This is a genomic window from Pseudomonas sp. (assembly GCF_040514055.1).
Lineage (GTDB): Bacteria > Pseudomonadota > Gammaproteobacteria > Pseudomonadales > Pseudomonadaceae > Aquipseudomonas.
In genome coordinates this window covers 76,562-91,121 of sequence record NZ_JBEVDL010000026.1, presented here as the reverse complement: position 1 = coordinate 91,121, position 14,560 = coordinate 76,562, and the positions used below count along the sequence as shown (strand labels likewise).

The window sequence follows — 14,560 nt, the reverse complement described above, 5'->3', positions numbered from 1 at the left end:
GGAGCGCCAATGCGTGTGCTAATCGTGGATGACTCGCCGGTGATGCGCCTGCTGCTGGCTTCGGTGCTGAGCCATGAAGGCTACGAGGTGCGCGAGGCCGAGAGTGGCGAGCAGGCGTTGCAGCTGCTGATGGCCTACACGCCGGACATCATTACCATGGATGTCCATATGCCCGGGATCGACGGTTTCGAGACCGTCGCGCGGATTCTCGAGAAGTATGCGTTACCGGTGGTGATCCTCACCGCCAGCGCCGATGTCACCGCCGCCGCGACCGCCATGCGGGCGCTGGAAGTCGGTGCCCTGGCGGTGCTGGAAAAGCCCAGCGGCCCGGATGCGGCCAATTTCAGCCAGCATATCGACGGGTTGCTGCGAACCCTGCGGACCATGGCCCAGGTCAAGATCGTCCGCCGGCCCCGCAAGCCGGTCCTCGCCACCGGCGCGCTGCTGGACGATGCGCAAGACTCGACGCAATGGGTCCGGGCGCATACCCAGGCCTCCACGCAACTGGTCGCCATCGCCGCTTCAGCGGGCGGGCCGGTGGCGCTCAAGACGCTGCTGCAGAAACTGCAGCCGCCCTGTCCCTGGCCGATGGTGCTGGTCCAGCATATCGCCAGTGGTTTCCTGCCCAGTTTCCGTAGCTGGCTGGGCAGCCTGTCCGCGGTGCCGGTGTTTATTGCCGAGCAGGGCCAGACGTTGCTGCCCGGTGCCCTCTACCTGGCCCCGGACGCCCAGCAACTGGGATTTTGTGCGCAGCGCCAGGTGCAGTTGCGCGCGGGTGTGCCGGGGGAGGCGCTGTGCCCTTCGGCGGACCATCTGTTCCGCTCGGTCGCACGGCATTTCGGCCGCCAGGCCATCGGTATCCAGCTCTCGGGCATGGGCCGCGATGGCGCCGAAGGTTTGCTCGAATTGCGCCACAGTGGGGCCCTGACCCTGGTGCAGGACCCCGCCAGCGCGGTCATCGACTCGATGCCGCAAACGGCAATCACCTTGCAAGCGGCGCAGCAGGTGTTGACCCCGGAAAACATCGCCGCGCTGTTGAACACCCTGGCCACCCAGGTCGGGGTGCGTCACACGGAGAAAGGAGGCCCTGAATGCACATCGACGCCGACATTCTGATCGTCGAGGACAGTCCGACCCAGGCGGTCGAACTGCAGTTTCTGCTTGAAGCGGCGGGTTGCAAAGTGCGTGTGGCGGGCAATGGCGTCGAGGCGCTGGCCTGCGTCGCCGAGCAACGACCGACGGTGATAATCAGCGATATCGTGATGCCGGAGATGGACGGCTACGAGCTGTGCCGGCAGCTCAAGGCCCGCGAACAGACCCGCTCGATTCCGGTGATTCTGGTGACGTCCCTGGCCGACGCCCGTGACGTGGTGCATGGCCTGGCTTCGGGGGCGGACAACTTCATCGTCAAGCCCTACGATCACAAGTACCTGCTGTCGCGGATCCGCTACTTCCTGGTCAATATGGAGTTCCGTTCCCACGAGCGTGTACAGATGGGGGTCGAGGTGGTGCTCGAGGGCGAACGGCATTTCATCACTGCCGGCCGCCAGCAGATACTCGATCTGCTGATTTCCACCTACGAACAAGGCGTGCGGCTCAATCATGAACTGCAGGCCAAGCACGACGAGTTGGAGAAAAGCAATTCGTTGCTCAACTGCCTGTTCCACTTCACCAGCAGCCTGACCGATGCCAAGAGCGAGCGGCATGTGCTGGACGCGGCGCTCAAGCGCCTGCTGGAGTTTCCCGATGCGCTGGGGGCCTGGCTGTTGATGGCCAACGGCAGCGGAATCGACCAGATCCCGCAGGTGGTGGGTGTGCGCGGGCGTGGTCCGGACTTTACCGGCGAAAAACTGGCCGCCTGTGCCCAGGGCTGCGCCTGCCGGCATGCCTGGTTCAGCGACGGCCTGAGCGTGCCGAGCAATGTGGCGGGCTGCCCGGCCTTGGCGCGCCATGGTGGCGAGCAGGTGCATGCGAGCATTCCACTGCTGTTGGGCGGTGAGATCATCGGCATGCTCAATGTGGTCAAACTGGGCGCCCAGGCCTGGTCGAAGGAGAACCTCAACGCCCTGGCCTCGATCGGTAAGCAGCTGGCCATGGCCCTGGGCCGCGCCCGTCTGTTCGAGAGCATGGAGTTGCTGGTGGCTCAGCGCACCGAGGCGCTCAGTCGCAACGAGGCGCTGCTGCGCAATATCCTCGACAGCTTGCCGGTGGGGGTGATGGTGGCGGACCAGCAGGGCCAGTTGATCATGAGCAACCCCGAGAGCCGGCTGATCTGGAACGGTGGGCAACCGGGGCGGGCGCTGGGCTGGTGGGCGGATACCGGAGTGCCGCTGGAGGCCGCGGACTGGCCCATGCAACGTGCGGTGCAACAGGGCCTGGCGTCGCGAAACGAAGTGATCGACATCCAGACCGCCGACGGCGCGGACAAGACGCTGCTGAATTCGGCAGTGCCTTTTCACGATACCGCCCAGGCGATCCTCGGTGCCATCGTGGTCATCCAGGACATCAGCGAACAACGTCGGCGCGACCTGCAGACCCGCACGCTGATTCGCGCGGTGGAGGCCAGCGTCAACGCGGTGGTGATCACCGACCACGAGCAGGCGGATCAGCCGATCGTCTACGTCAATCCGTCCTTCGAACGCATCACCGGCTACCGGGCCGAGGAGGCGATCGGGCGCAACTGCCGTTTCCTGCAGGGCGGGCACCGCGATCAAGGCGGCCTGGAGTCGATCCGTCGAACCCTGGGGGCACTGGAGGAGGGTGGTGCCTTGCTGCGCAATGTGCGCAAGGATGGCTCGGAATTCTGGAACGACCTGAAACTCGCGCCGGTGATCAACGACCGCGGCAAGGTCAGCCATTTCGTCGGCATTATCCAGGACATTACCGAGGCCAAGCGCTATCAGGAAGAACTCGAGCATCAGGCCAACCACGACAGCCTCACCGGTCTGGCCAACCGCAACCTGCTCAACGACCGCATTCGCCAGGCCATCGCCTATGCCAGTCGCGGGCACAATGGTTTTACCCTGGCCTTTATCGACCTCGATCATTTCAAGGTGGTCAACGATGGCCTCGGGCACACGGCCGGCGACCAGTTGCTCACCCAGGTGGCGTGCCGCCTGCAGGCCAGCATCAGCGACATCGACACGGTGGCGCGGCTGGGCGGCGATGAATTCATCATCCTGCTGGTCGGCGGCGAAGCCCTTGCCGAGCAAGTGGGCCAGCTGGAGCGAATCAAACAGGCGATTGCCGCGCCGATGATCCTTGACGGCCAGGAGTATTCCGTCAGTTGCAGCATCGGCTTCTGTTGTTTTCCCAGCGACGGCCGTGACGCCGACACCCTGTTGCGCAACGCCGATACCGCCATGTATCAGGCCAAGCATCAGGGCCGTAACCGCCTCTGCGCCTTTATGCCGGCGATGAACGAGCAGGTGCAAAAACGCTTGTCGCTGGAGCGCGATATCCGCCATGCGCTGAACAATCAGGAATTCACCGTGGTCTACCAGCCACAATTGGACCTGCATAACGGCCGGTTGTGCGGTTTCGAGGCCCTGGTGCGCTGGCGCCGCAAGGGCATCATGGTGCAACCCAACGATTTCATTCCGCTGGCGGAGGAAACCGGCTGGATAGTCGCCATCGATTTTTATGTGCTGGATGCGGTGTGTCGCCAATTGCTCCTGTGGCACGACGTCTATTCCCAGGACCTGGCGGTGGCGGTGAATTTTTCCGCCATCAGCCTGGCGACCGCCGACTTCGTCGAGCGGGTACTGGCGACCATGAAGCACTACGACATTACCCCACGCTGGCTGAAGATCGAGCTGACCGAAACCATTCTGATGACCAATGCCGAGGATGCCCTGAGCAAGATGCAAGCCCTCAGTGCCTTGGGCGTGTGTTTTTCCATCGACGATTTTGGCACCGGCTATTCCTCGCTGGGTTACCTCAAGCGTTTTCCGTTCAGCCAGCTGAAGATCGACCGCAGCTTTATCACCGACGTGATCACCGAGCCAGACAGTGCCTCGCTGACTCGTTCGATGATTTCCATCGGCCATAACCTTGGCATCCGGGTGATCGCCGAAGGCGTGGAGCAGGCCGAGCAGCTGAGTTTCCTGCGCACGGCGGGCTGCGATGAACTGCAGGGCTATTACTACTCGCCGCCACTGCCACCGGAAGCCTGCCTGCAGTTCCTGCAGCAGGGCGCCGCGCTGACGCTGCCGGAAAACATCATCGACGGCAGCGAGCGCTATCTGTTGATCATCGATGACGAGCCGGCCATTCTCAGCGCCCTGCAACGGGAGTTGCGCCTGGAGAGCTACCGGATTCTCACCGCCACCCGCACCGAGGAAGCCTTTCGCTTGCTCGCCACCCATCCGGTCGACGTGGTGCTGACGGACATGCGCCAGGTGGACATGGACGGGCTGGAGTGCCTGCGCCGGATCAAGAGCATCTACCCGGAGGTGATCCGCACGGTGCTCAGTGGCTCCGGCGACCTGGGCAAATTGCTGCAGGCGGTCAGCGACGGCACCGTCTTTCGTTTTATCGGCAAGCCCTGGGAGCCGGATGCCCTGCGCGGGCAACTGCGTGACGCCTTTGGCCAGCGTGAGCTGCACCGCGAGAACAAGCGCATGCGCCGCCAGCTGCACATCGAAGGTCCTTGAGCCGGAACTGAAAGGCGCCAGGAGGTTCAACCGAGCAGGCGCGCCGGACGGCCGCGGGGCGCCAGGGAGCGTTGCGCCCAGGCTTGCGCAGACAGGCTCACCGAGCGCGGGCTCCTTTCGCGCAGGCCCCAGGCGTTTCAGCGCAGCGGCAGGAGCCGGACGATGAACAAATTGAGCGAAGTGCTGTTGATCCTCGGCGGTGGCGCCCTGGGCGGGTTGGTGTCGGTCATGCAAGCCTGGGCTGAGCCCACGTCGTTTCCCTTGTCGCTGGCGAAACTCTTCGCGCTGCTGGTCATCCCCATGGTCAAAGGCGGAGTGGCGGCTGGCATAGGCGTTTATGTCCTGACCAGTCTCGACGCCAATCACATCGCCAAGGCGTTTTTCTTCTCGGTTACCTGTGGCCTGGCCTTTCCATCGATATTGAGCAAAGGCGGTAGCCTGGCCGAGAGCGTCACGGCCCAGGTGGCGGTGCACGCGCTGAATGAGAACGTCGACAGCCTGCGGGCGGTATTGGCCAAAGGACCTGCGCTCAACCCCGCCGACCTCGTGTTGATCAAGCAGGCATCGGAAAAAATCATCCTGGCCAATAACCGCGTGCAACGTCCGGCCAACAGCACCGCCGAGTTGGCGGTAAACGACGCCATTGCGTCCCTGGGCAAGGAGGCAACCACTGGCGACACAGGCGCCATCGAGGCGTTGAGGGATATCGGCAGGCTCTCGTTCAAAAGCAGCTTGCCGTTTTCCGCGTTTTCCGCCCTCGGTGAACTGGAAATGCTCAGGTCGAAACCGGAGGTCGATGCGCAAACCAAAAGCCAGGCGGCGATGGCGATCGACGAAATCAAGGAGCTAAGCGGGGAGCAGAACCTGTAACCCGTCCCAAGGCCAGGGCGCCGTTAACCCGAAGGTCCAGTGCAGCAAAAGCACGTAGCGCGGGGGGAGGGATGGGGGGCGCCGAAAACGAAAACGCGGTACATCCGTACTTGTAGAGCGCCAGGCCCTGGGCTAATTTGTCTGACCAGTCAGGAGACGACTCCGGCAGATCAGAAGAGGCGGGCCAGGTGTTGACGCGGTATGCAATTGTAGGCGTGAAGGACAACGCCAGGGAAATTGTCCGTGAGTTGCAGTTTCGACAGGAACAAGGTCTGTCCGGTGGACCCACGGGACCCCGCGCTTTCGCCGACTTGAGCTGCGTGTGCCTGTTCGATTGTTCGCCCCCGGATGGCCTCGCGACGCTGGCCCAGCGCCTGCTCGAGGCGAATACTCCGGCTGATCAGGCGGTCCCGGCCATGGAGTGGGGCCGCGCCGCGCTCTACCTCGATCCCCCGGCAGCCGACCCGTGCCTTGATCCCGTGCCCTGGAACTGCCGCGAGCTGCTGGCAGAACATCGGGTGGACTGGCTGCTCTGTGGCCTGCCGGCAGATGCGCTGGTGGCACGCGCCCGTTATGCCGAGGCCGCTGCGGCGGCTGGCGCGGTGTTCGTCGATTTGTTGGCGGCCGCGCCGCCGGTGCTATTCCCACACTTGTTCGAAGCCCAGGCACGGCGTGCCCCGACAGCCACGGCGCTGGTGGCCGAGCAGGGCCACCTGAGTTACGGCCAGTTGAATGCCCAGGCCAACCGCCTGGCCCATTACCTGATGGCCCACGGCGTAGGGCCGCACACCCCGGTCGCCTTGTGCCTGCAGCGTACCCCCGCGTTGCTGGTGAGCCTGTTGGCCGTGCTCAAGGCCGGCGGTGCCTACGTGCCGCTGGACCCGGCCTATCCGGCCGCGCGCTTACGCCATCTGCTCGACGACAGCGCGCCACGACTGGTCCTGGCCCACGCCGCGACGCGCGAGTGCCTGGCCGGCGCGTTGGTAGGCCTGGACCCCGCGCCGCCGGTGCTCGACCTGGACTCCGAGGTGCAGGCCTGGTCCACGCATTCGCCGGAAAACCCCGGGCTGCAGCTTAGCGGCCTGGCTGGCGAACACCTGGCGTATGTGATTTACACCTCCGGCTCCACCGGGTTGCCCAAGGGCGTGATGATCGAGCATCGCGGGCTGGTCAACCTGGCCCACGCCCAGACCCGGATATTCGCCCCGGGGCCGACCAGCCGGGTCCTGCAGTTCGCCTCCTACAGTTTCGACGCCTCGATCTTCGAGATCGTCATGGCCTTGGCCCATGGTGCCTCGCTGCACCTCGGGCCGGCCGCAGGGCCCTTGGTCGGCGAGGCCTTGCTGGACTTGCTGCGCACGCAGCGGATCACCCATGCGACCCTGCCACCGATGGTCCTCGCCGGGTTGCAGCCCGGCGAGGGCTTGAGCTGCTTGCAGACGCTGATACTGGCTGGCGAAACGCCTGCCCAAGCACTGCTCGACGTCTGGGCGCCTGGGCGGGCACTGTACAACGCCTATGGCCCGACCGAAGCGACGGTCTGGGCGAGCGTGCAGCGCTACCAGCCTGGGTGCCCTCCGACGCGGATCGGCCAGCCGATCGCCAACGTCAGCATCCACCTGCTGGATGAGGACGGCAGGCCGGTGGCGGTCGGTGAGCCGGGCGAGATCCATATCGGCGGTGCCGGTGTGGCCCGCGGTTACCTAAACCGCGAGACGCTGACCGCGCAACGGTTCTGGCTGTACCAGGGCGAGCGTTGTTACCGCAGTGGCGATCTGGCCCGTTACGATGCCGAGGGGAACCTGGAGTTTCTCGGCCGTAACGATTTTCAGGTGAAAGTGCGCGGCGTGCGCATCGAGCTGGGCGAGATCGAAAGCGCCCTGCTGGCCCTGCCCGGGATTGAGCAGGCCCAGGTGATCGTCCGCGAGGACCGACCGGCGGACAAGCGCCTGGTGGCCTATTACCGGGCGCCCGCGGCGCTCGACGCCCAGGCCCTGCGCCACTCGCTGAGCCTGGTGCTGGCCGAGCCCCTGCTGCCGGTGGCCTATGTCTGGCTGGAGCGATTGCCGCTGACCGCCAATGGCAAACTCGACCGCCAGGCCTTGCCGGCGCCGACCGCTTGGGCGTTCGCCAGCGCCCCCCACGTGGCACCTCGAGGGCCACTGGAAAGCACCCTGGCCGAGCTCTGGTGCGAACTGCTGGGCGTGACACGGGTCGGGCGTGACGACGAGTTCCTGGCCCTGGGTGGCAACTCCCTGGTGGCGGTGCAATTGATCCTGCGGATGCGCGAAGCCTTCCATCGCCAGTTGAGCCTCAAGCAGCTGTTCGCCGCCCGCACCCTCGGCCGCCTGGCCGAGGTACTGGCGGACAGCCCTCCGGTGGAGCACCAGCGGGCGAGTTTCAGCGCACCGGCGCTGGACGACCTCGAGCCGCGCCAGGCGCCGTTGTCCTACCAGCAAAGCGCTGTCTGGCTGTTGCAGAAGTTGTCGAACAGCCTGGCCTACCATGCCCAGAGCGTCATCCATATCCAGGGCCAGCTGGATGCGCAGCGCCTGCAGCGCACGCTTGACGATGTGCTCGAACGCCACGAGATCTACCGCACGACCTTTCATGAAGACGAGCAGGGCGAGCCCTTTCAGCAGGTTCACCCTGGCGTCGGCGCGTCCCTGCAATGCCTCGACCTCAGTCGGGAAGCGCCCGATCTGGCGTTTGCCCACCTGCTGGAAGAGGAGGTGCACCGGCCAATCGACACCGGGCGTCTGCCCCTGGTGCGCTGGCTGCTGGTGACCCTGGGCCCCGGGCGGCAGGCGCTGATCCATATCGAACACCACCTGGTACATGACGGCTGGAGCGCCAACCTGTTCCTCCAGGACCTGGTGCAGCTGTACGCCCACCATCAGGGGCTGCGGCCAGAGCCACCGCCGCCGCCCGCGGTGCAGTACCGTCAGTATGCGCACTGGCAGCGGGGACCGGCGGCGCAGCAACGGCATCAGGCATTGCTGGCGTACTGGCAGACCGCACTGGACGGCGCCCCGCACAGCCTGCCGTTGCCCACCGACTTCGCGCGACCGGCACAACTGTCCGGCCGCGGTCGCCAGGTGCGCCTGGAGCTGCCGGCGGACCTCAGTGCGCGGCTGCGCAGCTTCAGCCAGGCCGAAGGGGTGACGCTGTTCACCAGCCTGTTGGCGGTGTTCCAGGTGCTGCTCGGGCGTTACTGCCAGCGCGAGGATTTCCTGATCGGCTCGGCGGTTGCCAATCGCGGCGCGCGGGACCTGGAAAGCTGTATCGGCATGTTCGTCAACAGCCTGGCGCTGCGCGCGGACCTGAGCGGGCAACCGAGTTTTCGCACGCTGTTGGCGCGGGTCGGGCAGACGCTGATGGACGCTCATGACCATCAGGAGCTGCCGTTCGAGCTGCTGGTGCGCGCCTTGCAGCCCGACCGCGGCTTGTCGCGCAATCCGCTGTTCCAGGTCGGCTTCAGTTTCCACGATTCCAAGGTCCCGCCGCTGGCCGGCGACGGCTTCAGCCTGTCGCTCTTTGAGGCGTACAGCAACCAGACGGCCAAGTTCGACCTGGAAATCGTGCTGATTCCGCGCTCGTCCGACCCGGCCAACCCCGACGGCCTGACGTTGCTGTGGAATTACTCGGTCGACCTGTTCGACGCGGCCAGCATGCAGCGCATGAGCGCCAATTACCTGAACCTGCTGCAGCAATGCCTGGCACACCCCGGCCGTGCGATCGGCGCTTATGATTTGGCCAGCCCCGCCGAGCGGCAGCGGCTCCTAGTGGAATGGAATCCTATGCAGACCTTAGTACCCCAGCCGTCCTGCCTGCACCGCCTGTTCGAGGCCCAGGTGGAGCGCGACCCCTGGGCACCGGCGCTGAGCTTCGACGGCAGCACCCTGGGTTACCGCGAACTGAACGGCCGGGCCAACCGCCTGGCCCATCACCTGATCAGCCTGGGCGTTGGCCCGGACGTGCCGGTGGCCCTCTGCCTGGAGCGTTCGCTGGACCTGCTGGTGGGCCTGTTGGCGATCCTCAAGGCGGGGGGCGCCTACCTGCCGCTGGACCCGACGTACCCGACCCAGCGCCTGCAGCATATGCTGGAGGATGGCCGGTCGCCGGTGGTGCTGACCCACGGCGCGGCGCGGCCGGCCTTGACCGCGGCCTTGCGCGGGTTGAGCACGCCGCCGCGGGTACTCGACCTGCAAACGGATGCCACCCGCTGGGCCGAGCGCCCGGCGGAGAATCCCCAGGTGCCGGGGCTGAGCGCCCGTAACCTGGCTTACATCATCTACACCTCCGGCTCGACCGGCACGCCCAAGGGGGTGATGGTCGAACACGCCCAGGTCAGCCGGCTATTCGCCAGCACGCAGACGCGGTTCGGCTTCGACGGTGACGACGTCTGGAGTCTGTTCCATTCCATTGCCTTCGACTTTTCCGTGTGGGAAATCTGGGGAGCCTGGCTCCATGGTGGCCGGCTGCTGGTGGTGCCCCAGGCGATCACCCGCGCGCCCGGAGACTTCTATCGGCTGCTTTGCGAGCAGGGGGTCACGGTGCTCAACCAGACCCCCAGCGCCTTTCGCGGGCTGCTGGCGGCCCAGGGCGATTGCGCCGAGAGCCACCGCCTGCGCCATCTGGTGTTCGGCGGCGAAGCGCTGGAAACCGCCAGCCTGCGTCCCTGGTATGCCGACCCGCGCAACCAGGACACGCAACTGGTCAATATGTACGGCATCACCGAAATCACCGTGCATGCCACCTACCGAGCCCTCAGTGCGGCGGACGCCGAGCGTTCCGGCGCGAGCCCGATCGGTCGGCCGCTGGACGACCTGCGCTGCTACCTGCTGGATGCCCAGGGGCAGCCCGTGCCGATCGGTGTACCTGGGGAGATCCATATCGGCGGCGCCGGAGTCGCACGGGGTTACCTGAACCGTCCAGAGCTGAACGCCGAGCGTTTTATCGACAACCCCTTTGTCGCCGGCGACCGCCTCTATCGCAGCGGTGACCTGGCGCGCTACGACGCCGAAGGCAACCTGGCGTTTCTCGGGCGCAACGACAGCCAGGTCAAGGTGCGGGGCTTTCGCATCGAACTGGGCGAAATCGAGGCGCGCCTGGTGGAGTGTCCCGGGGTGCGCGAGGCACGGGTGATCGTCCGCGAAGACAGCCCCGGCGACCAGCGGCTGGTGGCCTATTACACCGAGGCTGGCAGCGGCGCCGACTCGGTGCAGCAGCTGCGTGCGCACCTGGCCGCGAGCCTGCCGGCGCATATGCTGCCGGCGGCCTATGTGCGCCTGGAGGCGCTGCCACTGACCGCCAACGGCAAGCTCGATCATCAGGCGCTGCCGGCGCCCGATCAGCAGGCAGTGGGTCCGCGGACGTATGTGGCCCCCCAGGGCGCACTGGAGAATACGCTGGCGCAGATCTGGTCGCAGCTGCTGGGGGTCGAACGCATCGGCCGCGACGATCACTTTTTTGCCCTGGGCGGGCATTCGCTGCTGGCCCTGCGGGTTCTGGAGCGGCTGCGCCGGCAGGGCATCGACCTGGAGGCCCGGCTGTTGTTCAGCACCCCGGTGCTGCATGAGCTGGCGGCGCTGGTCGGCCAGGGCCGCCAGGCCGACGCCGTGCCGCCGAACCTGCTGCAGCCGGGTTGCAGCGCCATCCACCCCGACCTGTTGCCGCTGGTGACCCTCGACCAGGGGCAGATCGACGCCATAGTGGCGACCGTGCCGGGTGGGGCGGCCAATGTCCAGGACATCTACCCGCTGTCGCCGTTGCAGGAAGGCATCCTCTTTCACCATATGATGGCGCAGGAGGGCGACCCCTACCTGGTCTGGAACCTGCTGGGGTTTGCCGATCGCGCCCTGCTGGAGCGCTACGTGCATGCGGTGCGGGTAGTGGTCGGGCGCCACGATATCCTGCGTACCGCGGTGCTCTGGAGCGACCTGCCGGAGCCGGTGCAGGTGGTCTGGCGCGAGCCTGGCGACTGGATAGAGGAGGTCGAGCTGGACCCGGCCGACGGCGATATCGCCACCCAGCTGCGCCAGCGATATGACCCGCGTCATTACCGCCTGCCCTTGGGCCAGGCCCCCCTGATGCGTCTGGCGGTGGCCCATGATCCGCAGAACGGACGCTGGCTGGCCCTGCGCCTGTTCCATCACATCATCGACGACAACACCTCGCTGAAACACTTCAATGCCGAGGTCGAGGCCGTGCTGGCGGGCCGTGTGGCGCAGCTGCCGGCGCCGCTGGCGTATCGCACCTTTATCGCGCAACTGCGCCGCAGCCACAACCGTGAGGCCCAGGAGGCGTTTTTCCGGGGCATGCTGGGCACTGTCCGCGAGCCGACAGCGCCGTTCGGCCTGCTCGATACCCAGGGCGACGGCAGTGGCATCCGCGAGGCCCGGTTGGCCCTCGATGGGCCCCTGGCGCAGCGGATAAGGACGGCGGCGCAGGGCTTGGGGGTCAGTCCGGCCAGCCTGTTCCATGTCGCCTGGGCCCAGGTCCTGGCGCATACGGCCGGCCGCCCGGATGTGGTCTTCGGCACCGTGCTGTTTGGCCGCCTGCAGGGCGGCGAGGGCAGCGAGCGGATCATGGGCCCCTTTATCAACACGCTGCCGCTGCGCATCGATCTGGCGGCCGAGGGCAGCGAAGCCTGCGTGCGCCGTACCCACGCCCTGCTGACCGAGCTGTTCGAGCATGAGCAGGCATCCCTGTCGCTGGCGCAACGTTGCAGCGGGGTGCTGGCGCCGGCGCCGCTGTTCACCACCTTGTTGAATTTCCGCCACAGCGATCGCCTCGTCGAAGGCCGCGACCGTGACGGCGAGGCCTGGCAGGGCATCGAGCTGCTGGCCGGGGAGGAACGCACCAATTACCCCCTGGTGATGGCCGTGGACGACCAGGGCGACGGTTTCCGCCTGGGGGCCCAGGTCAGTGCCGCGCTGCAACCCGAGCGTCTCTGCGCGATGATGCAGCGCGCCCTGGAAACCCTGACCGAGGCCCTGGAGGGTAGACCCCAGCAGCGTCCCGATCGGCTCGACGTACTGCCCGCCGCCGAGCGCCAGCGCCTGCTGCTGGACTGGAATCGGGGGGGCGAGCCGCTGCCGCCGCCCCAATGCCTGCACCGCCGGTTCGAGGCCCAGGTGGCGCGGGACCCGCAGGCGACGGCGCTGGTGTTCCAGCACGAGCGCCTGAGCTACGGCGAACTCAACACCGCCGCCAACCGCCTGGCACACCACCTGCGCACACTGGGCGTGGGGCCGGATGTACGGGTCGCACTCTGCTTCGAAACGGGCGTGTCGATGCTGGTTGGGCTGCTGGCGGTGCTCAAGGCGGGCGGTGCCTATGTGCCGCTGGACCCGAGCTACCCCAGCGCACGACTGCGCCAGTTGCTGGAGGACAGCCAGCCGCCGCTGGCCTTGACCCATCCCGCCGCCCGCCCGGCACTGCAAGCCGCGCTGGCGGGGCTGGCGCAGGCGCCACGGCTGCTGGACCTTGAAACCGATGGGCCGGCCTGGGCGCAGTCACCGGGCGACAACCCCGAACCCTGGATACTGGGCCTGACGCCTCGGCACCTGGCCTATGTCATCTACACCTCCGGCTCGACCGGCACGCCCAAGGGCGTGATGGTCGAACACCGCCAGGTGAGCCGGCTGTTCGACAGCACGCAGGCACGCTTCGCCTTCGACCCGCATGACGTCTGGACCCTGTTCCATTCCATCGCCTTCGATTTTTCCGTCTGGGAGCTGTGGGGCGCCTGGCTGCACGGTGGCCGGCTGGTGCTGGTGCCCCAGTCGGTCAGCCGCACACCCGGGGATTTCTATCGGTTGCTTTGCGAGCAGGGCGTCACGGTGCTCAACCAGACCCCCAGCGCCTTCTCCGGCCTGCTGGCCGCCCAGGCCGACTCGCTCCAGGAGCATCGCCTGCGCTGCCTGGTCTTTGGCGGCGAGGCGCTGGAAACCACGGCGCTGCGGCCCTGGTACGCCGACCCGCGCAACCGGGCCACGCAGCTGGTCAATATGTACGGCATTACCGAGATCTGCGTGCATGCCACCTACCGCGCCCTCAGTGCGGCGGACGCCGAACATGCCGGCACCAGCCCGATCGGCCGACCACTGGACGACCTGCGCTGCTACCTGCTGGATGACATGGGGCAACCCGTGCCGATCGGCGTGCCCGGGGAGATCCATATCGGCGGTGCCGGGGTTGCCCGGGGTTACCTGAACCGTCCAGAGCTGAACGCCCAGCGCTTTATCGACAACCCCTTCGTGCCCGGCGACCGGCTCTATCGCAGTGGCGACCTGGCGCGCTACGACGCCGAGGGCAACCTGGCGTTTCTCGGGCGCAACGACAGCCAGGTCAAGGTCCGAGGCTTTCGCATCGAACTGGGCGAAATCGAAGCGTGCCTGGCGGAATGTCCCGGGGTGCGCGAGGCACGGGTGGTCGCCCGGGAGGCTGCGCCGGGCGATGTCCGCCTGGTGGCCTATTACAGCGAAATCCCCGGCGACAGCAGCAGCGTGCAGGCCCTGCGCGAGCGGCTGGCGGCCAACCTGCCGGAACATATGCTGCCGGCCGCCTACGTGCGCCTGGCGGCGTTGCCGCTGACCAGCAATGGCAAGCTCGACCGCCAGGCCTTGCCGGTCCCGGAGGCGAGCGCCTATGTCACCCGTGCGTTCGTCGCGCCGTCCACGCCCATGGAGCGTGCAGTGGCGCAAATCTGGTCCGAGGTGCTGCGCCTGGATCAGGTGGGCATGACCGACAACTTCTTCCACCTCGGTGGGCACTCGCTGCTGGCCACGCGCATCGTCGCCAAGGTCGAGGCGCTGCTGGGGGTCAGCGTGCCGCTGAGCCTGCTGTTCAACGCGCCCACGCTCGAACAGATGCTCGAGTTTATTTTCGCGGAATGTGAGGAGAGTCCCGCCTGAGCCTCTGGCAACAGGTATTTACGAGTAAAGCTGTTCGCTTGGTCAATATTGTTCATGACCAGGTCGCTGGGCCGTTGTAACCCATAAAAATAACGACGCAACAGGGATGGAAGC

General features: G+C 66.4%; 4 protein-coding genes. All 4 read left to right on the top strand.

All coding sequences use genetic code 11. From position 1 onward, the window contains the following. Positions 1-9 precede the first annotated feature (9 nt). The 4 genes from ABWY06_RS06525 (at position 10) to ABWY06_RS06510 (ending at position 14,446) form a co-directional block, all read left to right on the top strand. On the top strand, positions 10-1,116 hold the full coding sequence (locus tag ABWY06_RS06525; RefSeq protein WP_353924749.1) for a chemotaxis protein CheB: 1,107 nt from the start codon (positions 10-12) through the stop codon (positions 1,114-1,116). Then, complete coding sequence (locus ABWY06_RS06520; protein WP_353924748.1) at positions 1,092-4,655, top strand: EAL domain-containing protein; 3,564 nt, start codon at positions 1,092-1,094, stop codon at positions 4,653-4,655. Before ABWY06_RS06525 ends, ABWY06_RS06520 begins: the two co-directional genes overlap by 25 nt. A gap of 162 nt (positions 4,656-4,817) precedes the next feature. Beyond that, positions 4,818-5,525: a hypothetical protein gene (locus ABWY06_RS06515; RefSeq protein ID WP_353924747.1), complete on the top strand. Its 708-nt coding sequence runs from the start codon at positions 4,818-4,820 to the stop codon at positions 5,523-5,525. A 320-nt stretch (positions 5,526-5,845) separates the two neighbouring features. Continuing rightward, positions 5,846-14,446 (top strand): non-ribosomal peptide synthetase, encoded by an 8,601-nt coding sequence (locus ABWY06_RS06510; RefSeq protein ID WP_353924746.1) that lies wholly within the window; start codon positions 5,846-5,848, stop codon positions 14,444-14,446. Positions 14,447-14,560: the final 114 nt, after the last annotated feature.

Bases quoted from the DNA above. Each gene is read 5' to 3' on its own strand.
- ABWY06_RS06525 (WP_353924749.1), top strand. From the start codon at position 10: ATGCGTGTGCTAATCGTGGATGACTCGCCGGTGATGCGCCTGCTGCTG.
- ABWY06_RS06520 (WP_353924748.1), top strand. From the start codon at position 1,092: ATGCACATCGACGCCGACATTCTGATCGTCGAGGACAGTCCGACCCAG.
- ABWY06_RS06515 (WP_353924747.1), top strand. From the start codon at position 4,818: ATGAACAAATTGAGCGAAGTGCTGTTGATCCTCGGCGGTGGCGCCCTG.